Raw genomic sequence first — 20,293 nt, forward strand, 5'->3', positions numbered from 1 at the left:
GCCAGATGGCCATGCCGCTGCGTCAGTCCATCAAGGTCGCTACATACTTGGCCGAACAGAAGCTCCGCGGGCGGGACAAGTTCCCGCTCATCGTCGAACTGGAACCGCTCTTCGCCTGCAACCTCAAGTGCGAGGGATGCGGCAAGATCCAGCACCCGGCCGGTGTGCTGAAGCAGCGCATGCCCGTCGCGCAGGCCGTCGGCGCCGTCCTGGAGTCCGGGGCGCCCATGGTGTCGATCGCCGGCGGCGAGCCCCTGATGCACCCCCAGATCGACGAGATCGTGCGTCAACTGGTGGCCCGCCGGAAGTACGTCTTCCTGTGCACCAACGCCATGCTGCTGCGCAAGAAGATGGACAAGTTCACCCCGTCGCCGTACTTCGCGTTCGCGGTGCACATCGACGGGCTGCGGGAGCGGCACGACGAGTCCGTCGCCAAGGAAGGCGTGTTCGACGAGGCCGTGGCGGCCATCAAGGAGGCCAAGCGGCGCGGCTTCCGGGTCACCACCAACTCGACGTTCTTCAACACCGACACCCCGCAGACCATCGTCGAGGTGCTCAACTACCTCAACGACGACCTCAAGGTCGACGAGATGATGATCTCGCCCGCCTACGCCTACGAGAAGGCGCCCGACCAGGAGCACTTCCTGGGCGTGGAGCAGACCCGCGAGCTGTTCAAGAAGGCCTTCGCGGGCGGCAACCGGCGCCGCTGGCGGCTGAACCACTCCCCGCTGTTCCTCGACTTCCTCGAGGGCAAGGTGGACTTCCCGTGCACCGCCTGGGCGATCCCCAACTACTCCCTGTTCGGCTGGCAGCGCCCCTGCTACCTGATGAGCGACGGCTACGTGCCGACGTACCGGGAACTCATCGAGGACACCGACTGGGACAAGTACGGCCGCGGCAAGGACCCGCGCTGCGCCAACTGCATGGCGCACTGCGGCTACGAGCCCACCGCCGTCCTCGCCACCATGGGCTCCCTGAAGGAGTCCCTGCGCGCCATGCGTGAGACCGTCTCGTCGAACAGGGAGTGACACAGATGACCGCAGTCTCCCTGGGCCTCCCCGAGGTCCCGGCCACGCTCGCCGTGCGTCGGAAGAGCCGGCAGATCCAGGTCGGATCCGTGGCGGTGGGCGGTGGCGCCCCGGTGTCGGTGCAGTCGATGACCACCACGCGCACGTCGGACATCGGTGCGACGCTGCAGCAGATCGCGGAGCTGACCGCGTCGGGCTGCCAGATCGTGCGGGTGGCGTGCCCGACGCAGGACGACGCGGACGCGCTGCCGGTGATCGCGAAGAAGTCGCAGATCCCGGTGATCGCGGACATCCACTTCCAGCCGAAGTACGTGTTCGCCGCGATCGAGGCGGGCTGTGCGGCGGTGCGGGTGAACCCGGGCAACATCAAGAAGTTCGACGACCAGGTCAAGGAGATCGCCAAGGCGGCGAAGGACCACGGCACCCCGATCCGTATCGGGGTGAACGCGGGCTCGCTGGACCGGCGGCTGCTGCAGAAGTACGGCAAGGCCACGCCGGAGGCGCTGGCGGAGTCGGCGCTGTGGGAGGCGTCGCTGTTCGAGGAGCACGACTTCCGGGACATCAAGATCTCGGTGAAGCACAACGACCCGGTCGTGATGGTCGAGGCCTACCGCCGGCTCGCCGAGCGGTGCGACTACCCGCTCCACCTGGGTGTCACCGAGGCTGGCCCGGCGTTCCAGGGCACCATCAAGTCGGCCGTCGCCTTCGGCGCGCTGCTGTCGCAGGGCATCGGCGACACCATCCGTGTCTCCCTCTCCGCGCCGCCGGTGGAGGAGATCAAGGTCGGCATCCAGATCCTGGAGTCGTTGAACCTGCGGCAGCGGGGTCTGGAGATCGTGTCCTGCCCGTCGTGCGGGCGGGCGCAGGTGGACGTGTACAAGCTCGCGGAGGAGGTCACCGCGGGCCTGACCGGCATGGAGGTGCCGCTGCGCGTGGCGGTCATGGGCTGTGTGGTGAACGGCCCGGGTGAGGCGCGCGAGGCGGACCTGGGTGTGGCCTCGGGCAACGGCAAGGGGCAGATCTTCGTGAAGGGCGAGGTCATCAAGACCGTGCCCGAGTCGAAGATCGTGGAGACGCTGATCGAGGAGGCGATGAAGATCGCCGAGCAGATGGAGAGAGACGGCATCGCGTCGGGGGAGCCGGCCGTCACCGTGAGCTGAGCAGCACGGAACCGAAGGGGGCCCGAGCGTGACGATTCTGGAGAGCATTCGGCAACCACGTGACCTGAAGGCGCTGACCGAGGCGGAACTCGGTGAACTGTCCGACGAGATCAGGGAGTTCCTGGTGCACGCGGTCGCCAGGACCGGCGGCCACCTCGGACCCAACCTCGGGGTGGTGGAGCTGACCGTCGCCCTGCACCGGGTCTTCGAGTCGCCGGTCGACCGCATCCTGTGGGACACCGGACACCAGAGCTATGTGCACAAGCTGCTGACCGGCCGTCAGGACTTCTCCAAGCTGCGCGGCAAGGGCGGCCTCTCCGGCTACCCCTCCCGCGAGGAGTCCGAGCACGACGTCATCGAGAACAGCCACGCCTCCACCGCGCTCGGCTGGGCCGACGGGCTCGCCAAGGCCCGCCGGGTGCGCGGCGAGAAGGGGCACGTGGTCGCCGTCGTCGGCGACGGCGCGCTCACCGGCGGCATGGCGTGGGAGGCGCTCAACAACATCGCCGCCGCCAAGGACCGTCCGCTCATCGTCGTCGTCAACGACAACGAACGCTCCTACGCCCCCACGATCGGCGGCCTCGCCAACCACCTCGCCGCCCTGCGCACCACCGACGGCTACGAACGCGTCCTGGCCTGGGGCAAGGACGTCCTCCAGCGCACCCCCGTGGTCGGCCCGCCCGTCTACGAGGCGTTGCACGGCGCGAAGAAGGGCTTCAAGGACGCCTTCGCCCCGCAGGGACTCTTCGAGGACCTGGGACTGAAGTACGTCGGCCCGATCGACGGTCACGACATCCGGGCCGTGGAGTCCGCGCTGCGCCGCGCCAAGCGGTTCAACGGCCCGGTCATCGTGCACTGCATCACCGAGAAGGGCCGCGGCTACGAACCCGCCCTCGCGCACGAGGAGGACCACTTCCACACCGTCGGCGTGATGGACCCGCTCACCTGCGCGCCTCTCGCCCCTTCCGGCGGGCCGTCCTGGACCTCCGTCTTCGGCCAGGAGATCGTCAGGATCGGCGAGGAGCGCGAGGACGTGGTGGCCATCACCGCCGCCATGCTCCACCCGGTCGGCCTCGGCCCGTTCGCCGAGCGCTTCCCGGACCGCGTGTGGGACGTCGGCATCGCCGAGCAGCACGCCGCGGTGTCCGCCGCCGGCCTCGCCACCGGCGGACTGCACCCGGTCGTCGCCGTCTACGCCACCTTCCTCAACCGCGCCTTCGACCAGCTCCTCATGGACGTCGCCCTGCACCGCTGCGGCGTCACGTTCGTCCTGGACCGGGCCGGCGTCACCGGCACCGACGGCCCCTCCCACAACGGCATGTGGGACATGTCGGTGCTCCAGGTCGTGCCCGGCCTGCGCATCGCCGCGCCCCGCGACGCCGACCAGCTGCGCGCCCAGCTCCGCGAGGCCGTCGCCGTGGACGACGCGCCGACCCTGCTGCGCTTCCCGAAGGAGTCCGTCGGCCCGGCGATCCCGGCGGTGGACCGGGTCGGTGGCATGGACGTGCTGCACCGCGCGGACGACCCCGAGGTGCTGCTCGTGGCCGTCGGGGTGATGGCGTCCGTCTGCCTCCAGGCCGCGGACCTGCTCGAGGCGCGCGGCATCACCTGCACCGTCGTCGACCCCCGCTGGGTCAAACCCGTCGACCCCGCCCTCCCGCCGCTGGCCGCGCAGCACCGGCTGGTGGCCGTCGTGGAGGACAACAGCCGCGCCGCCGGGGTCGGTTCGGCGGTGGCGCTGGCGCTGGGCGACGCCGAGGTCGACGTGCCGGTACGGCGGTTCGGCATCCCGGAGCAGTTCCTCGCGCACGCCAAGCGCGGCGAGGTCCTCGCCGACATCGGTCTCACGCCCGTCGACGTCGCCGGGCGGATCAGTGCGAGCCTCGCCCTCGGGGAGGACCTCGCGACACAGTCACCGGACGCACAGGAGCACCAGGCATGACCACCGCGGAGTCCGCGTCGGAGTCGTCACAGGCCGGGAAGTTCGACGTCGGCGCGCTGCTGGCCGAGCGCGGGGCCGAGCGCTACGAGCTGCACAACCGGTACCTCAATCCGCAGCTCCCGCGCATGCTGCACACCATCGGCTTCGACAAGGTCTACGAGCACGCCGAGGGCGCCCACTTCTGGGACGCCGACGGCAACGACTACCTGGACATGCTCGCCGGGTTCGGGGTGATGGGGCTCGGCCGCCACCACCCCGTGGTCCGCAAGGTGCTGCACGACGTCCTTGACCTGTCCCTCGCCGACCTCACCCGTTTCGACTGCCAGCCGCTGCCGGGCCTGCTCGCCGAACGGCTCCTCGTCCACAGCCCGCACCTGGACCGGGTGTTCTTCGGCAACAGCGGCACGGAGGCCGTGGAGGGCGCCCTGAAGTTCGCCCGCTACGCCACCGGCCGGCCCAGGGTGCTCTACTGCGAGCACGCCTTCCACGGGCTGACCACCGGCGCCCTGTCCGTCAACGGCGAGTCCGGCTTCCGGGACGGATTCGCCCCGCTGCTGCCCGACACGGCCGTGCCCCTCGGGGACCTCGACGCGCTGGAGCGGGAGCTGCGCAAGGGCGACGTGGCCGCGCTGATCGTGGAGCCGATCCAGGGCAAGGGCGTGCACGAGGCCCCGCCCGGCTATCTGCGGGCAGCGCAGGACCTGCTGCACCGGCACAAGGCACTGCTGATCGCCGACGAGGTGCAGACCGGGCTGGGCCGCACCGGCGACTTCTACGCCTACCAGCACGAGGAGGGCGTGGAGCCGGACCTGGTGTGCGTGGCCAAGGCCCTGTCCGGCGGGTACGTGCCCGTGGGCGCCACGATCGGCAAGGACTGGATCTTCAAGAAGGTCTTCTCCTCGATGGACCGGGTGCTGGTGCACTCCGCCAGCTTCGGCTCCAACGCCCAGGCCATGGCGGCGGGCCTCGCGGTCCTGTCCGTCATGGAGGACGAGCAGATCGAGGCGCACGTGCGGGCCGTCGGGGACCTGCTGCGCACCCGACTGGCCGCCCTCACCGACCGCTACGAACTGCTCGCCGACGTCCGCGGCCGGGGCCTGATGATCGGCATCGAATTCGGCCGGCCCCGCTCGCTGAAGCTGCGCTCACGCTGGGCCATGCTCCAGGCGGCCCGCAAGGGGCTGTTCGCGCAGATGGTGGTGGTCCCGCTGCTCCAGCGGCACCGCATCCTCACGCAGGTCTCCGGTGACCATCTGGAGGTGATCAAACTGATCCCTCCGCTGATCGTCGACGAGGGGGACGTGAACCGGTTCGTGGACGCCTTCACCGCGGTGATGGACGACGCCCACGAAGGCGGGCTGATCTGGGACTTCGGCAGGACCCTGGTGAAGCAGGCGGTCGCCAACCGCTGACCGCGCACGGTTTTGCCTCTGGGGTAAGAAAATTGCCCCAGAGGTAAGACCTGGTGCTCAATGGAGGCATGAGCTCCTCAGAGACCGATCCGCGGGACGAGCCTGTCGAGGCCCTGCCCGCGGTCGCTCCTCAGCTGCGCGCCCTGCGCCGGCAGGCCTCCCTGACGCTGGAGGCCGCCGCCCGGCAGGCGGGCCTGTCGCCCGCCCATCTCTCCCGTCTGGAGACCGGACAGCGCCAGCCCTCGCTGCCGATGCTGCTGTCCCTCGCCCGTATCTACGGTACGACCGTCTCCGAGCTGCTCGGGGAGTCGGCCGTGGACCGGGACGCCGTGGTGCGTGCCGCCGACATGGAACCCACGGCGGCCGGCGGCTGGACGTACTGGCAGGCCGGAGCCGCCGGACGCGGCATGCAGGCGCTGCGGGTCCATGTGCCGCACGGCTCCCAGGGAGACATCGTGCGTGCCCACCCCGGCGAGGAGTGGCTGTACGTCCTCAGGGGACGGCTGCGGCTGCGCCTCGGGGACACCCTGCACCGGCTGTCCCCGGGCGACAGCGCCCACTTCGACTCGCTCACCCCGCACCGCATCACCGCGCAGGACCCCGACGGGGTCGAGCTGCTGTTCGTGCACACCCTGTTGCAAAGTCCCACGGCCACCCTGTGCCTGGGCCCTACCCCTGGAGAGACCCTGTGAGCGGCAAGGACATGGAGGAGAAGTTCCCCCGGGCCCTGTGGATCCGGCTGTTCGTCTACATCGTGGTCGGGCACCTCTTCGCGGCCTTCATCTACTTCCTCTTCGAGATCGCGCCGAAGAAGTAGCGGCCGCGAGGGCGGCGTACGGGGGCGGGTGTCAGTCGAGCAGGCGCTCGCGCAGCCGCTCCCGGTGGGCCGGGGTGAGCCCCAGCCCCTGCTCCAGGTAGGCGTCCACGCCGCCCCAGGTCTCCTCGACCGTCTCGAAGGCGGCCGACAGATACTCCTCGCGCGCGTCGAAGAGCGGGCTGAGCAGCTCCATGACCTCGGGGGAGTAGGCCTCGGCGGAGCTGCCGCTGCGCCGTACCTTGTAGCGGCGGTGCTTGGCGTTGGACTTCAGGTAGTCCTCGACGATCGCGTCCCGCTCCACACCCACGGCGAGCAGCGTCACCGCCACCGACAGGCCCGCGCGGTCCTTCCCGGCCGCACAGTGCATCAGCGCGGGGACGCTGTCCTCGGCGAGCGCGCGCAGCACCTGCGAGTGCTCGGAGGTGCGCTCCTTGATGATCATCCGGTACGAGGTGATCATCCGGTCGGCGCCCTGGCCGTCGGCGAGGATCGCGCGCAGCTGGTCCAGGTCGCCGTCGCGCACCATCTTCCAGAACTCCGCGCCGTCGGCCGGGTCGCTCAGCGGCAGGTTGACGTTGCGCACGCCCGGCAGGGCGACGTCGGGACCCTCCAGCTTCTGGTCGGCCGCGTTGCGGAAGTCGAACACCGTGTGCAGGCCGAGCGAGGCCAGGAAGGCGGCGTCCTCCGCGGTGGCGTGGGCGAGGTGACCGCTGCGGAACAGCACCCCGTGCCGCACCCGCCGGCCGTCCATCGTGGGCAGCCCGCCCACGTCGCGGAAGTTGCGCACCCCGGTCAGCTGGGGCTCGGTCGACGGGATCTCCTGCGTCACGGACGGCTCCTCCCACTCCGCGCCGTCGCCGCGGCTCGTCGACGGGCACCACTCGACGATACGACATGCCTGCCTGGGGCAATGAGTTGTCGGACACCCTGGTGCTGTTGGGTTGTGTCGTTTTTTGTTTGTTCCTGAGATGCGGATTACGGGCCGGTCTCGCCATGATCGAGATGTCGCGATTGCGTCGGGTGTCCCGCCCGTATTGGTCATAGATGAGGCGGTCTGTCCGATTGGGGTATTTGAGGTGAACGTGTCCCGATAGAAAGGGAATTGAGGAAGGGGCGCGTGAGCATCGTCATATCGGTGACCGTGTGCTGTCGCCATGTTCACGTAATCCCCTTTCATGACAAGGGAATTCACCCGCGCGTCGTTCACGGGATCGACGCACGGTGACGTCATTTCCCCCTTTCGATCACGGAAAAAGCGGGTTCGCGGGAACCCGCGCTTGTTTCGCCGCGTCGCGGTCGCTTACGTTCCCAACCGATCCGGACGGACGCCTAATCCTGCCGCCGCCCGGAGCCCGCACACACTGACCCGACGTACGGCAGGAGCGGGGGACCCACAGGTACAACTGCCTGTTCCGGACCCCGGAAACAGGCTTGGGGTTAAGCCGCGCAGCAACGCGGCCGGACATCTCCAGTCCGCACCCGACAGCTCACCTCGTAGGCGCCGGAGAGGAATTCGACATGCCCGCGAAGGGTAAGCACCGCCGCACCAAGGCTCAGCGTTTCACCCGCACCATCGCCGTCGCCGGAACCGGTGGCGCCGCTCTCGCCCTGCCGTTCCTCGGCGCCACCGGCGCCCACGCCGCGACGCCGCAGTCCGCCCCCGAGGCCTCGGTCCAGTCGCTGTCCGTCACCGGCCAGCAGGCCAAGGCCGACAAGAACGGCGAGACCCGCACGTACACCGTGAAGGCCGGCGACTACCTCGCCAAGATCGCCGAGGCCGAGCACGTCGACGGTGGCTGGAAGCAGCTCTACGCGGACAACCGCGAGGCCGTCGGTGACGACCCGTCGCTCATCCACCCCGGTCTGAAGCTCTCGATCGACGGCAAGGCCGCCGCCAAGAGCACGCCGAAGCAGTCCACTTCGCCGCAGGCCGCCAAGCCCGCCGCGCCCAAGGCCGAGAAGCCGGCCGAGCAGCCCGCGGAGAAGGCCGCCGAGAAGTCCTCCTCCGACGAGGCGCCCGCCCAGACCGCCCCCGCCTCCGGCTTCACCGCCCCGGTGTCCGGCGGCAGCGTCGGCACCGCCTACAAGGTGGCCGGCAACATGTGGTCCAGCGGCTACCACACCGGTGCCGACTTCGTCGTCCCGACCGGCACCCCCCTGAAGGCCGTCGGCGCCGGCACCGTCGTCTCCGCCGGCTGGGGCGGCGCGTACGGCAACCAGGTCGTCATCCAGCTGAACGACGGCCACTACGCCCAGTACGCCCACCTGTCGTCGCTGTCCGTCTCCGCGGGCCAGACGGTGACCGCCGGCCAGCAGGTCGGTCTCTCCGGTGCGACCGGCAACGTGACCGGCCCGCACCTGCACTTCGAGATCCGCACCACCCCGAACTACGGCTCGGACGTGGACCCGATCGCGTACCTGCGCGGCAAGGGCGTCTCCATCTGACCCCCGAGCGGCACCCTTCCTGACACGCACGCCTGAGGCCGGTCCCCGATCCACGGGGCCCGGCCTCAGGTGTGTCCGGTCCGTGTCCAGGGCACGTGTCCGCGCCGCGGCGTACCTATTCCTGGCTTGGCCAAACCTTGAAGTGGCTTATCTCACCGCGCGTCAACCCCCGCCTACGGTCGCGTAGGTCACATCCGAAGGTGAATCATGTCCGGCTGTGGCAGACGATTCGAAGAGTGACAAGGCAACAGTGATCGGGTCGTACGTGGCGGTGGGGGACAGCTTCACCGAGGGCGTCGGCGACCCCGGCCCCGACGGGGCGTTCGTCGGCTGGGCCGACCGCCTCGCCGTTCTGCTCGCCGACCGCAGGCCCGAGGGCGACTTCCGGTACGTCAATCTCGCGGTGCGCGGCAAGCTGCTGGACCAGATCGTGGCCGACCAGGTCCCCCGGGCCGTCGAACTCGCCCCCGACCTGGTCTCCTTCTGCGCGGGCGGCAACGACATCCTGCGCCCGGGCACCGACCCGGACGAGGTCGCCGAGCGCTTCGAGAAGGCGGTCGCCCGGCTCGCGGCGGCGGCCGGGACGGTCATGGTGACCACCGGGTTCGACACCCGGGGCGTCCCGCTGCTCAAGCATCTGCGCGGCAAGATCGCGACGTACAACGGGCATGTGCGGGCCGTCGCCGACCGGTACGGCTGCCCGGTGCTCGACCTGTGGTCGCTGCGGAGCGTGCAGGACCGCAGGGCGTGGGACGCCGACCGGCTGCACCTCTCGCCCGAGGGGCACACCCGCGTCGCGCTGCGCGCGGGCCTCGCCCTCGGCCTGGAGGTGCCCGCGGACCCGGAGCAGCCGTGGCCGCCGCTGCCGCCTCGCGGCACGCTGGAGATCCGGCGGGACGACGTCCACTGGGCGCGGGAGTATCTGGTGCCGTGGATCGGCCGGCGCCTGCGGGGGGAGTCGTCGGGCGACCACATCACGGCGAAGGGGACGCTGTCCCCGGAGGACATCCGGTCGCGGATCGCGAAGGTGGCGTGAGGCGCGGTCCGCTCGGAGCGCGGGGCGGCTGGGCCCGCGGGGCGTGTGCGGGTGGGCGCGTGGCTGGTCGCGCGGTTCCCCGCGCCCCTTTTGGGGCGTAGTGGTCGCGCGTCTTGAGGCCCACGTGAAGCTCGACGCCTCAGGCCTCCGCGGGCCGCTTCGTGGCTCGTCGCGCAGTTTCCCGCGCCCCTGATGGGGCGTAGTGGTCGCGCGTCTTGAGGCCCACATGAAGCGTGACACCTCAGGCCTCCGCGGGCCGCTTCGTGGCTCGTCGCGCAGTCTCCCGCGCCCTTGATGGGGCGATGCGCTCGCGCGTCTCGAGGGCGCGGGGCGGATCACGCCCTTGGGGGCGCGGGGAACTGCGCGATCGGGGGCTCGGGGGCGGAGCCCCCCTGGCGGCAGTCGAGGGCGCGGGCCGTTTCCACAACCGCCCCCTTCCGCGGAGCCGCCGCACATAATGGAAACTCCGAGCGATTTCATCTGGAGGTACCGTGGCCGCTTCATCCGCCCCCCGGGCGGGGCTGACCGCCCTGCGGCCGCCGGCCTTCGGCGCGGAGCCGGCCGGTGAGCGCCTGGCCCGGATCCGCAGGTCCCCGCACTTCGCGAACGGCGTGTTCCAGAACCCGGGCGGGCAGACCCGAATGCGTCCCTCCGGGTCGGGACGGGACATGGCCAGGCAGTTCCTGGACAAGGACTCCCGCTCCCTCCGCGCCCCCCAGGGCACGATCCCGGTCCATCCCACCACCCTCGCCGACCTGAACCGCCCGCCGGCGACCGGGCTGCGCCTGACATGGATGGGCCACTCCAGCGTGCTCGCGGAGATCGACGGACAGCGGGTGCTGTTCGACCCCGTGTGGGGTGAGCGCTGCTCGCCGTTCCCCTTCGCCGGCCCCAAGCGGCTCCACCCCGTGCCACTGCCCCTGGCCGCGCTCGGCCCGGTGGACGTCGTGGTGATCTCCCACGACCACTACGACCACCTGGACATGCGGACGATCAGGGAACTGGCCGGCACGGACACCGTGTTCGCCGTGCCCCTCGGCGTGGGCGCCCATCTGGAGCGCTGGGGCGTCTCCGCGGACCGCCTGCGCGAGCTGGACTGGCAGGAGTCGACGCGGGTCGGCGGCCTCACCCTGACCGCGACCCCGGCCCGCCACTTCTGCGGGCGGGGCCTGCGCAACACCCAGCACACCCTGTGGGCCTCCTGGGTGGTCGCCGGCGAGCGGCACCGGATCTACCACAGCGGTGACACCGGCTACTTCGAGGGCTTCCGCGACATCGGCGCCGCCCACGGCCCGTTCGACGCGACGATGATCCAGGTCGGCGCCTACTCGGAGTTCTGGCCGGACATCCACATGACCCCCGAGGAAGGCGTCCGCTCCCACCTCGACCTCCAGGGCGGCGATCCGGGCGGCGTGCTGATGCCGATCCACTGGGGCACCTTCAACCTCGCCCCGCACCCGTGGGCGGAGCCGGGGGAGTGGATGACGGACGCCGCGGCGGCGGTGGGCCAGGCGGTCGCCTTCCCACGTCCGGGCGCCCCCTTCGAGCCAGGCGGCGACCTGCCCACCGACCCCTGGTGGCGCCCGCTCACCCGCCCGGTCCCGCGCACCTGGAAGACGGGCACCCCGCCGCGGAGCGAGGAGACCCCCAGCAACGACCTCGACCTGGCGGGCGACCGCTGAGACGCGCGCGGCGGGCGGACCGGAGGCACCCCTCCGTCCGCCCGCCGCGCGCGATCAGCCGTGCTTACGGCGTCGCCGTCACCGACTTCGTCCCCGCCCCGGCCGTCGCCGCTGCCTCCGCCGCCAGGCGACGGCGTCGGGTCACCGGGCCGAAGAGCGCCAGGACCAGGGCGCCCAGCGTCCAGGTGCCGGCGATGACCATGAACACCGCCTGGTAGCCGATGCCGTTGTAGACGCCGGCGATCATCAGCGGGCCCACCGCGTTGGACAGCCGGCCCAGGCCGTAGGCGATGCTCGTGCCCAGGGAGCGGCCCTCGGTGCCGTACAGCTCTGGGGCGTAGGCGTACGCCAGGGCCGTGTAGCCGCGCTCGAACAGGTTGACCAGGAAGCCGAAGACCACGATCAGCACCGGCGTGAACGTCAGGCCGTACAGCAGGCCGGACGCGGCGATGACGAGGCCGAACACCACCAGGCACCACTTGCGCTCGAAGCGGTCGGTGACCATCGCCGCGAGGAACGAGCCGAGCGGCGCGCCCACGGTCGTCAGGGCGACGTAGAAGATCGAGTCCTCGACGCTGACGCCCTCCGCGGCCAGCAGGGTCGGCGCCCAGCTGGAGTAGCCGAAGAAGCCGATGGTCTGGGTGATCCACAGGACCGACAGCAGGATCGTCGGGTACAGGAACTTCTTGTCCTTCAGCATGCCCAGGCCCGGCTTGACCGAGGGCCCCGCCGGCGTCGGCTGCTGTGGCTCGGGCAGCGGGCCGTGCTCGGCCGTCACCTGGGCCTCGATGCGGGTCAGCACCGCCTCGGCCTCGTCGTGCCGGCCGCGCGACTCCAGCCACCGCGGGGACTCCTCGAGCCGCCGCACGAAGAACAGGAACAGCGCGCCCAGCGACCCCCAGAGGTAGACCAGCCGCCAGGACCAGTCCGACATCGGCACCACCGCGGAGGCGATCAGGTTGGTGACGGGCGTGCCGCAGATGCCGATGACGATGGCGTACGCCTGGAACTTGCCGCGCTTGGCGCTGGGGAACAGCTCGCTGATGTAGACCACGGCGACGACCGTCATCGCGGACAGGCCCGCCGACGTCAGCACGCGGAACACGCCGAGGGACCAGATGTCCCAGGCGAACACGCAGGCGAACGACCACACCGTGAACCACAGGGTGGTCAGGGTCAGCGTCCGTTTGCGGCCCAGCCGGTCGGCCATCCCGCCGGCCACGACGGCGCCGATGAACATGCCCACGAAGGACAGCGAGGTGACGTACGCGACGTGGTTCACGTCGGAGCCCCACTGCTCGCGCACCACCGGCGCCGTGATGGCGAAGGTGTTGATGTCAGCGAACTCGAAGAAGTAGGCGAAGGCCACCGCGAGGATGGTCCGCTTGTGGAACTTCGTGATCGGCAGCCGGTCGAGCCGGTTCGCCGCGTTGGTGGTACGGATGTGCTGCACTGCACGCTCCTGGGAAAGGGTGGGCCCGTCTCACCGGGCCGGGGGTGACGTCAGCGGGACTCTTCGGGCCAGTAGAGACGCAGGGGGTTGTCGACCAGCAGCGCCCGCTGCTGTTCGGCGGTGGTCGCGATGTGCGGGATGTGGTCGACGAGCAGCCCGTCGTCGGGCATGTGGTTCTTCAGGTTCGGGTGCGGCCAGTCGGTGCCCCACAGCGCCCGGTCGGTGAACTCCTCGACGACCTTGCGGGCGAACGGCACCACGTCCCGGTAGGCGTACCGCTCCCCGTCGAGCGCGGGCGGTCCGGAGACCGTCAGCCGTTCCGGGCAGGAGACCTTCACCCACACGTCGTTCGCCGCGACGAACCGCAGGAACCGGGCGAACTCGGGTCCGTCGGCGCTGCGGGTGACGTCCGGGCGGCCCATGTGGTCGATGACCAGCGGCACCGGCAGGGAGGCGAAGAACGGCTCCAGGTCCGGCAGGTCCGCCGCCTCGAAGTAGAGGACGACGTGCCAGCCCAGCGGCGCCACCCGGCGGGCCACGGTCTCCAGCGCCTCACGCGGCGCCGCGTCCACCAGGCGGCGGACGAAGTTGAAGCGCACCCCGCGCACCCCGGCGTCGTGCAGCCGGCGCAACTCCGCGTCGGTGACGTCCGGCCGTACCGTCGCCACCCCGCGGGCGCGCCCGCCGGCCGCGTGCAGGGCGTCCACCAGGGCGCTGTTGTCCGCGCCGTGGCAGGTCGCCTGCACGATCACGTTGCGGTCGAAGCCCAGGTGGTCGCGCAGTGCGAACAGGTCGTGCTTGGAGGCGTCGACCGGCGTGTACTTGCGCTCCGGGGCGAACGGGAACGCGGCGGCGGGGCCGAAGACGTGGCAGTGGGCGTCCACCGCTCCCGGCGGCAGGACGAACTCCGGCTTGCTCGGTCCCCGGTACCAGTCGAGCCAGCCCGGGGTGACCGCGGTGTCGTGGTCGGTCATCGTGCTCCTCGGATTCAGTCGACGTAGGTGAGGCCGAGCTCGGCCAGCGGGCCGCGCATGCCGTACATGTCCAGGCCCAGCTCGCCGGCCCGGAACCGCTCCCGCTTGCCCTCCTCCGCCGCCTCGCGCCGCGCGGACGCCTCGGCGACCTCGGCGGCCCGGGCGGCGGGGACGACCACCACGCCGTCGGCGTCGGCGACGATCACGTCACCCGGGTTGACCAGGGCGTTCGCCACGACCACGGGCACGTTCACCGAACCCAGGGTGGCCTTGACGGTGCCCTTGGCGTTGACCGCCCGGGAGAACACGGGGAAGTCCATCCGGCGCAGGTCGTCCACGTCACGGCAGCCGCCGTCGATGACCAGGCCGAGGGCGCCGCGGGCGCGCAGCGAGGTGGCGAGCAGCTCCCCGAAGAAGCCGTCCTCGCTCTCGGTGGTGCAGCCGGCGACCACCACGTCGCCCTCGCGCACCTGCTCGGCGGCGACGTGCAGCATCCAGTTGTCGCCGGGCTGCAGCAGCACGGTCACGGCGGTGCCGCACAGCTTCGCGCCCTCGTACACGGGCCGTATGTAGGGGCGCATCAGGCCGAGGCGGCCCATCGCCTCGTGCACGGTCGCGACCCCGAACCGCGACAGGGCCTCGACCGCGGCCGGGTCGGCGCGGTCGACGCTCCGGTGGACGACTCCGAGGTGGTGCATGGCGCGGCTCCTTGCTTCTGCGGGCATTCTCGGCCCGCGCTGAACGGTCGGGGACGGCGGGGGGGGGGCGGTCGGGGGGGAGGGGGTGGTCAGCGGCCCTGGGCGGTCAGCCGGGCGTCGAGGCGGGGTAGACCCGCCGGGCGTTGCCCTCCTCGACGGCCGCCAGGTCCTCGGGGGTGAGGCCCGCCTTCTCGACGTAGCGGCGGGTGTCGTCGAAGTGGTGGCCGGTCCGGGGGTCGACCCCGCGCACCGCGCCGACCATCTCCGAGGCGAAGAGGACGTTCTCCACGGGCATCACTTCCAGCAGCAGGTCGATGCCGGGCTGGTGGTAGACACACGTGTCGAAGAAGACGTTGCGCAGCAGCGACTCCTCCGGCTCGGGCCGGCCGAGCGCCTGCGCCAGCCCCCGGAAGCGGCCCCAGTGGTACGGCACCGCGCCGCCGCCGTGCGGGATCACCAGCCGCAGACCGGGGAAGTCGGCGAACAGGTCACCGGTGAGCAGCTGCATGAACGCGGTGGTGTCGGCGTTGAGGTAGTGCGCGCCGGTGGTGTGGAAGGCCGGGTTGCAGCTGGTGGAGACGTGCACCATGGCCGGCACGTCCAGCTCGACGAGCTTCTCCCACACCGGGTACCAGGACCGGTCGGTCAGCGGGGGAGCGGTCCAGTGGCCGCCGCTCGGGTCCGGGTTGAGGTTGACGGTGACCGCGCCCAGCTCCAGCACCGCCCGCTCGATCTCCGGGACCACGGTCGCCGGGTCCACACCGGGGGACTGCGGCAGCATCGCGCCGGGCACGAAGCGGTCCGGGTACAGCTCGGACACCCGGTGGCACAGGTCGTTGCAGATCCGCGCCCAGGCGGCTGAGGTGGCGAAGTCGCCGATGTGGTGCGCCATGAACGAGGCGCGGGGGGAGAAGACGGTGACGTCGATGCCGCGCTCGTCCATCAGCCGCAGCTGGTTCGTCTCGATCGACTCGCGGATCTCGTCGTCGCCGATGACGGGGCCCGCCGGGTCGGGCGCCCGCAGGGGGTCGGTGAGCGCGGCCACCTGCGCGTCCCGCCACTGCCCGAGGGGGGCGGGGGCCGTGGTGTAGTGACCGTGGATGTCGATGATCACGCGTGCTTCTCCTGACGGGTGGGAGTGGGGTCCCAGACGGAACGGGGGACGAGCAGATCGCCGGCCATCAGCAGGCGGGCGGTGCGCAGCAGCGCGGAGCGGGTCACCCGCTGCGGGTCGGCGGGGTCGAAGCCGAGGGTGACGCTGAACTCGCCGGACGGGTGCTCGACGGAGACGGTGGGCTCCGTGCCGGACACCCCGGCCGCCACGTCCCGGGCGACGGTGCCCTCGATGACGCAGGCGGTGGCGGCGGTGACGGCGGCCAGCACGCCGATGGACTGGTGGCAGACCCGGGGGATGAGGCTGCGGGTGGAGAGGGTGCCGCCGCGGCGGGGCGGCGCGACCAGCGTCATCTTCGGGTAGTTGCGGCCGCTGACGTCGCCCAGGCCCATCGCCTCCCCGCACACCAGGCGCAGCGCCTCCACGCGGGCCTTGAGCTCCTCGTCGGCGTCGATGTCCGCGGGGGACTCGTAGCCGGTGGCGCCCAGGCGGGCGGCCTCGACGATCACCAGCGGCTGGCCGTTGTCGATCAGCGTCACGTCCACGGCGCCCAGGCCCGGCACCTCCACGGTGTCCCGGGCGCGCCCGGTGGGCAGCAGGGCCCCGGCGACGGAACCGGCGGTGTCCAGGAAGCCGATCTCGACCGGCGCGGCGGTGCCGGGGACGCCGTCGATGCGGGCGTCGCCCTCGTAGGAGACGTACCGCGTCCCGTCGGCGCCGGCGGGGGTGGCGACGGTGATCTCGGCGACCATGCCGGTGTTCCGGGTCAGCACCCGGGCCGTCGTACGGTCGCCGGACGGTACGACCATGCCGGTCTCGACGGCGAAGGGCAGCACGGCGGCGAGCATGTTGCCGCAGTTGGCCGACGTGTCGACGGAGTCCCCGTCGGGCTGCACCTGGGCGAAGGTCCACTCCACGTCGACACCGGGCTCCGTGCCCGGGCGCACCAGGCCGATCTTGCTGGTCAGCGGGTGCGCGCCGCCGACGCCGTCGATCTGCCGCGGGTCGGGCGAGCCCATCGCCGCCAGCAGCACCGCGTCCCGCAGGTCCGGGTCGGCGGGCAGCAGTCGCGCGTCGAAGAAGGGTCCGCGCGACGTGCCGCCCCGCATGAACAGGCAGGGGATCGCGGTCTGGGAGCCGTGACGGGCGACCTCGGGGCCCCGGACGGCTGCGACGGCGGACATGGTCGCTCCTTCGGTGGACGGAATCGCGGTGGGCGGTGTGGCGCCGGGCGATGTGAAGATGCGAGGAAGCTAAATCATCAACGAGATTGTTGACAAGATGTTTCGACAAAATTGCTCACTAGATGGGATCCCGGGTGCGGACGCCTCCGTACCGCGCACTAGGGTTCTCCCAGCGAGGGCCGCCGAGGACGGGCGAAGAACGAGGGAGAGGTCGACGGAGTGACGGACAAGCTTACGGGTGCTGCCGGCCGCGAGTATGTGGCGAACGCCATCAGGCAGGCTCTGCGCTCCGGGGACCTGGTGCCCGGGCAGCGGCTCGTGGAGCTCGACCTCGCGGAGGTGTACGGCGCCACGCGCGGCGCCGTCCGGGAGGCGCTGCAGGACCTCGCGGCCGAGGACATCGTCGAGATCGTCCCCCGCCGTGGCGCCCGGATCCGCGCGGTGTCCGTCGAGGAGGCCGTGCAGATCACCGAGTGCAGGTCGGCACTGGAGCAGCTGTGCGCGCGGAAGGCGGCCGGCCGGGCGAGCGACGAGCAGCGAGCGGAACTGCGGCGGATCGGCGCCGACATGCGGCAGGCCGTCGCCGACGGCGCCTGGGACGCGTACTCCGCCCTCAACCAGCGGCTGCACGAGCTCGTCATCGAGGCCAGCGGGCAGGAGGTGGCGCGTCGTCAGCTCGACCGCCTGAACGGCCCGATGGTCCGCTTCCAGTTCCGCCTCGCCCTGCGCCCCGGGCGTCCCGCACAGTCCCTGCCGCAGCACCTCGCGATCATCGACGCGGTCGCCGGCGCCGACCCCGAGGCGGCGGCATGCGCGGTGGCGGCGCACCTGGACGACGTGATCGAACAGCTGCGGGCGTCGGCCGCGGCGCCTCGCATGTGAAGGGTTCCACATCCGGGTTTCGCTACTCAGCGTGATGTTCTGGCCGGAGGGCTGAAGGTGCCCTTGCGGCCCTTCCGGAGCCAAGGGTGCCCGTGGAGGCGCGCTTGGCTCCACCCACGCCCCCTCCCGCACTCCCGCGCCCCGAACGCTCCCGCGACCGCTTCTGAACAGCGTTGATCGGTCGGCGATCACTCTTGTCGCATCCGGCCGAACGGTTATCGGTCTGTCGTACGACGCCTCATACCAGAGCGCGATGCTGTCCGCACGAGTTTGTCAACTGCCCACCGCACATGATGCGGTGACGACTACGGTGAGTGTCGGTCGCCCGGCGTGACGGCTCGCGACGGCTCATGTCGCAGGACGCCTCGCACCGAGGGCCGCGTCGTAGGGATCGGGATCAGGGAGCGGGGACCGGTACGTGCAGCCACAAGGCGGACGAGGGAGCCGACGGGGCGAGGAGCCCCGACACCCGGGGACGGTCGGCGCCACGGTCGTGGCCCGCACGCCCCACAGCGGCGCCGCCCCGAAGCCCCCGGCTCCCGGCCCGGGCGCACGCCGAGGCAACGGCACCGCCCCCCGGCCCGAGCGGACGGCACGGACGTCCGCCCGCCCGGCCGCGCCCGGCCTGCCCGAGTCGCACATGCGGTCACAGCTGCTCCGGCTCGCCGTGCTGCCGCCCGTGGCGGTGGCCTGAGCGCCTGCGCCGCCGTTCTGTTCACCGTCCGCTCCAGCGGGATGAGGCCCACCGGCGCGCTGTGGCTGGTCCTCGGCGGCGCCACCGCCGTGGCCCTCGCCGGCCATCGTCATCGCCGCCGTGGCAGCCGAGCGCGCGGCCCGCTCCGTGCACGACCGCGTGGGCGCCCTGCGCCGCGCACGGCACGGCGCGAGGCCGACCTCCGCGCCCTCGTGGAGGCGCTGCGCAACGGCGAGCAGCCGCCCCCGCGCGCCCGGCGCACCGACCGCACCGACCGCATCGAACGCGGCGACGGCGGCGACGAGTTCGATCAGCTCGCCGCCGACCTCGCCCGCGCCCACGACGGCGCGGTCACCGCCGTGGTGCAGGCGGCGCAGCTCTCCAGCCAGGCGGGCAGCGAACAGAAGCTCGAGGTGTTCGTCAACCTCGCCCGGCGGCTGCAGTCCCTCGTCCACCGCGAGATCTCCATCCTCGACGAGCTGGAGAACGAGATGGAGGACCCCGACCTGCTCAAGGGGCTCTTCCACGTCGACCACCTCGCCACCCGCATCCGCCGCCACGCGGAGAACCTCGCCGTGCTCGGCGGGGCCGTCTCCCGCCGGCAGTGGAGCAATCCGGTGCCCATGACCGAGGTGCTGCGCTCGGCGATCGCCGAGGTCGAGCAGTACTCGCGGGTCAAACTGGTGCCGCCGGTCGACGGCACCCTGCGCGGACACGCGGTCGCCGACGTCATCCACCTGCTCGCCGAACTCGTCGAGAACGCCACGGTGTTCTCCGCCCCGCACACCCAGGTGCTGCTGCGGGCGAACCTGGTCACGTCCGGGCTGGCCGTCGAGGTCGAGGACCGCGGCCTCGGAATGCCCGTCGGCGAGCAGGACCGGATGAACGCGCTGCTCGCCGACCCCGACCAGGTGCACGTCGCCAGCCTGCTGGCCGACGGCCGGATCGGCCTGTTCGTGGTCTCCCAGCTCGCCCGCCGCCACGGCATCCACGTCCGGCTGCAGACCAACATCTACGGCGGGGTGCAGGCCGTGCTGGTGGTGCCGCAGTCCCTGCTCGGCGGGGAACCGGCCGCCGTGAACGGGGCGCAGGGGACGACCGCGAGCCTCCCTCCGGTGGACGGGGGCACGGGACCGACGGGGCGTCGGACCCCCGCGCTCCCCGGCACCGTGGACACCCGCGCGGACGCGCCGGCCCACGCAAGGGAGACCCCGGCCGCCGGAAACACCCCCGCCACCCCCCTCACCCCCGTCGCCCACCCCGGCCGGACCCCGTCCGCGCCCCCCGGCGACGGCGCCGTACCCGTACCCCCGCCGCTGCCCTCGCGCGGCGCCCGTACCGCCCGCCGCACCCCCGCCGAGGCCGTCCCCGGCGTCCACCACACAGCGCAGCCCCGGACCGGGCCCGACGCGCAGGACGGCACCACGGTCATCGGCGAAGCCCCGCTCGTCCCCCGCAGCACCCCCGTGCGCGGCACCATGGGCAAGCCCCAACTGCCCCGCCGCCGCGCCCAGGAGCACATCGCGCCGCAGCTGCGCGACGGGCCCGCGCCCCGCCAGGACAGCGAGCACGTCGAAGGACACGACCCCCAGCTGATGGCCGCCTTCCAACGGGGCATCAGCCTCGCGGAGTCCCAGCCGGAGTCCCCCGCGTCCGCGCGGCCTGCCGTGCCCGCACCCCGTACCGACCACTCCGACCACACCGCCCGGCACGACGGGAGCGCGTCCGCCGGATGACCACCCCCACCACCAGCGCTCCCGCAGACCTTCGTA

15 protein-coding genes, 2 pseudogenes and 1 riboswitch are annotated in these 20,293 nt (G+C 71.8%); of the genes and pseudogenes, 11 read left to right on the forward strand and 6 right to left on the reverse strand.

All coding sequences use genetic code 11. The features are described from left to right. Window positions 1–5: 5 nt before the first annotated feature. The 6 genes from hpnH (at window position 6) to AY578_RS28915 (ending at window position 6,359) form a co-directional block, all read left to right on the forward strand. Window positions 6–1,028, forward strand: coding sequence for an adenosyl-hopene transferase HpnH (gene hpnH / locus AY578_RS28890; protein ID WP_019527745.1), 1,023 nt, complete (start codon window positions 6–8; stop codon window positions 1,026–1,028). 5 nt (window positions 1,029–1,033) lie between these two features. After that, a complete protein-coding gene (gene ispG / locus AY578_RS28895) occupies window positions 1,034–2,188 on the forward strand; it encodes a flavodoxin-dependent (E)-4-hydroxy-3-methylbut-2-enyl-diphosphate synthase (protein ID WP_028960941.1) in 1,155 nt (384 codons plus the stop codon). A gap of 28 nt (window positions 2,189–2,216) precedes the next feature. Then, window positions 2,217–4,130 (forward strand): 1-deoxy-D-xylulose-5-phosphate synthase, encoded by a 1,914-nt coding sequence (gene dxs / locus AY578_RS28900; protein WP_215189130.1) that lies wholly within the window; start codon window positions 2,217–2,219, stop codon window positions 4,128–4,130. Beyond that, entirely contained in the window at window positions 4,127–5,542 is a 1,416-nt protein-coding gene (locus AY578_RS28905) for an aspartate aminotransferase family protein (RefSeq protein WP_258906108.1), read from the forward strand. Before dxs ends, AY578_RS28905 begins: the two co-directional genes overlap by 4 nt. Window positions 5,543–5,610: 68 nt before the next feature. Next, window positions 5,611–6,234, forward strand: a complete 624-nt coding sequence (locus AY578_RS28910) for a helix-turn-helix domain-containing protein (protein ID WP_028960938.1) — start codon at window positions 5,611–5,613, stop codon at window positions 6,232–6,234. Next, window positions 6,231–6,359: a DUF6126 family protein gene (locus AY578_RS28915; RefSeq protein WP_019522556.1), complete on the forward strand. Its 129-nt coding sequence runs from the start codon at window positions 6,231–6,233 to the stop codon at window positions 6,357–6,359. Before AY578_RS28910 ends, AY578_RS28915 begins: the two co-directional genes overlap by 4 nt. A 31-nt stretch (window positions 6,360–6,390) precedes the next feature. Here the strand turns inward: AY578_RS28915 and AY578_RS28920 are convergent, their stop codons facing one another. Continuing rightward, the gene (locus tag AY578_RS28920) at window positions 6,391–7,188 is read right to left on the reverse strand and encodes a tyrosine-protein phosphatase (protein ID WP_019522557.1); all 798 of its coding nucleotides are present in this window, start codon (window positions 7,186–7,188) and stop codon (window positions 6,391–6,393) included. Window positions 7,189–7,708: 520 nt separating this feature from the next. Continuing rightward, window positions 7,709–7,873: riboswitch (cyclic di-AMP (ydaO/yuaA leader) on the forward strand. 4 nt (window positions 7,874–7,877) lie between these two features. Here AY578_RS28920 and AY578_RS28925 point away from each other — a divergent pair. From AY578_RS28925 to AY578_RS28935, 3 genes are all read left to right on the forward strand, one after another. Then, window positions 7,878–8,804 (forward strand): M23 family metallopeptidase, encoded by a 927-nt coding sequence (locus tag AY578_RS28925; protein ID WP_258906114.1) that lies wholly within the window; start codon window positions 7,878–7,880, stop codon window positions 8,802–8,804. Between the two features lie 250 nt (window positions 8,805–9,054). Further along, on the forward strand, window positions 9,055–9,840 hold the full coding sequence (locus AY578_RS28930; protein WP_019522559.1) for an SGNH/GDSL hydrolase family protein: 786 nt from the start codon (window positions 9,055–9,057) through the stop codon (window positions 9,838–9,840). 491 nt (window positions 9,841–10,331) lie between these two features. Next, window positions 10,332–11,522, forward strand: coding sequence for an MBL fold metallo-hydrolase (locus AY578_RS28935; RefSeq protein WP_019522560.1), 1,191 nt, complete (start codon window positions 10,332–10,334; stop codon window positions 11,520–11,522). 64 nt (window positions 11,523–11,586) lie between these two features. Here AY578_RS28935 and AY578_RS28940 read toward each other — a convergent pair whose 3' ends face one another. From AY578_RS28940 to AY578_RS28960, 5 genes and pseudogenes are all read right to left on the reverse strand, one after another. After that, complete coding sequence (locus AY578_RS28940; RefSeq protein WP_019522561.1) at window positions 11,587–12,975, reverse strand: MFS transporter; 1,389 nt, start codon at window positions 12,973–12,975, stop codon at window positions 11,587–11,589. A gap of 50 nt (window positions 12,976–13,025) precedes the next feature. Beyond that, a complete protein-coding gene (locus AY578_RS28945; RefSeq protein ID WP_258906117.1) occupies window positions 13,026–13,949 on the reverse strand; it encodes an amidohydrolase family protein in 924 nt (307 codons plus the stop codon). A 14-nt stretch (window positions 13,950–13,963) separates the two neighbouring features. Further along, a complete protein-coding gene (ligK, locus tag AY578_RS28950) occupies window positions 13,964–14,647 on the reverse strand; it encodes a 4-carboxy-4-hydroxy-2-oxoadipate aldolase/oxaloacetate decarboxylase (RefSeq protein WP_019522563.1) in 684 nt (227 codons plus the stop codon). Between the two features lie 89 nt (window positions 14,648–14,736). Beyond that, window positions 14,737–15,761 (reverse strand): annotated as a pseudogene (locus AY578_RS28955) (amidohydrolase family protein). Next, window positions 15,758–16,945, reverse strand: a complete 1,188-nt coding sequence (locus AY578_RS28960; RefSeq protein WP_258906119.1) for a 4-oxalomesaconate tautomerase — start codon at window positions 16,943–16,945, stop codon at window positions 15,758–15,760. The pseudogene AY578_RS28955 and the gene AY578_RS28960 overlap by 4 nt, the downstream one beginning before the upstream one ends. Before the next feature lie 219 nt (window positions 16,946–17,164). Between AY578_RS28960 and AY578_RS28965 the strand changes: the two genes are divergently transcribed. After that, the gene (locus tag AY578_RS28965; protein WP_028960933.1) at window positions 17,165–17,827 is read left to right on the forward strand and encodes a GntR family transcriptional regulator; all 663 of its coding nucleotides are present in this window, start codon (window positions 17,165–17,167) and stop codon (window positions 17,825–17,827) included. A 587-nt stretch (window positions 17,828–18,414) separates the two neighbouring features. Then, a pseudogene (locus tag AY578_RS28970) lies at window positions 18,415–20,257 on the forward strand (sensor histidine kinase); the annotation flags it as partial. Between the last annotated feature and the right edge of the window lie 36 nt (window positions 20,258–20,293).

The organism is Streptomyces thermocarboxydus, from assembly GCF_024760485.1.
GTDB lineage: Bacteria > Actinomycetota > Actinomycetes > Streptomycetales > Streptomycetaceae > Streptomyces > Streptomyces cellulosae.

What these genes read in the sequence shown, in the direction of transcription:
- hpnH (WP_019527745.1), top strand. Translation starts at nt 6, where the DNA reads ATGGCCATGCCGCTGCGTCAGTCCATCAAGGTCGCTACATACTTGGCC.
- ispG (WP_028960941.1), top strand. Translation starts at nt 1,034, where the DNA reads ATGACCGCAGTCTCCCTGGGCCTCCCCGAGGTCCCGGCCACGCTCGCC.
- AY578_RS28905 (WP_258906108.1), top strand. Translation starts at nt 4,127, where the DNA reads ATGACCACCGCGGAGTCCGCGTCGGAGTCGTCACAGGCCGGGAAGTTC.
- AY578_RS28910 (WP_028960938.1), top strand. Translation starts at nt 5,611, where the DNA reads ATGAGCTCCTCAGAGACCGATCCGCGGGACGAGCCTGTCGAGGCCCTG.
- AY578_RS28925 (WP_258906114.1), top strand. Translation starts at nt 7,878, where the DNA reads ATGCCCGCGAAGGGTAAGCACCGCCGCACCAAGGCTCAGCGTTTCACC.
- AY578_RS28945 (WP_258906117.1), bottom strand. Translation starts at nt 13,949, where the DNA reads ATGACCGACCACGACACCGCGGTCACCCCGGGCTGGCTCGACTGGTAC.
- ligK (WP_019522563.1), bottom strand. Translation starts at nt 14,647, where the DNA reads ATGCACCACCTCGGAGTCGTCCACCGGAGCGTCGACCGCGCCGACCCG.
- AY578_RS28960 (WP_258906119.1), bottom strand. Translation starts at nt 16,945, where the DNA reads ATGTCCGCCGTCGCAGCCGTCCGGGGCCCCGAGGTCGCCCGTCACGGC.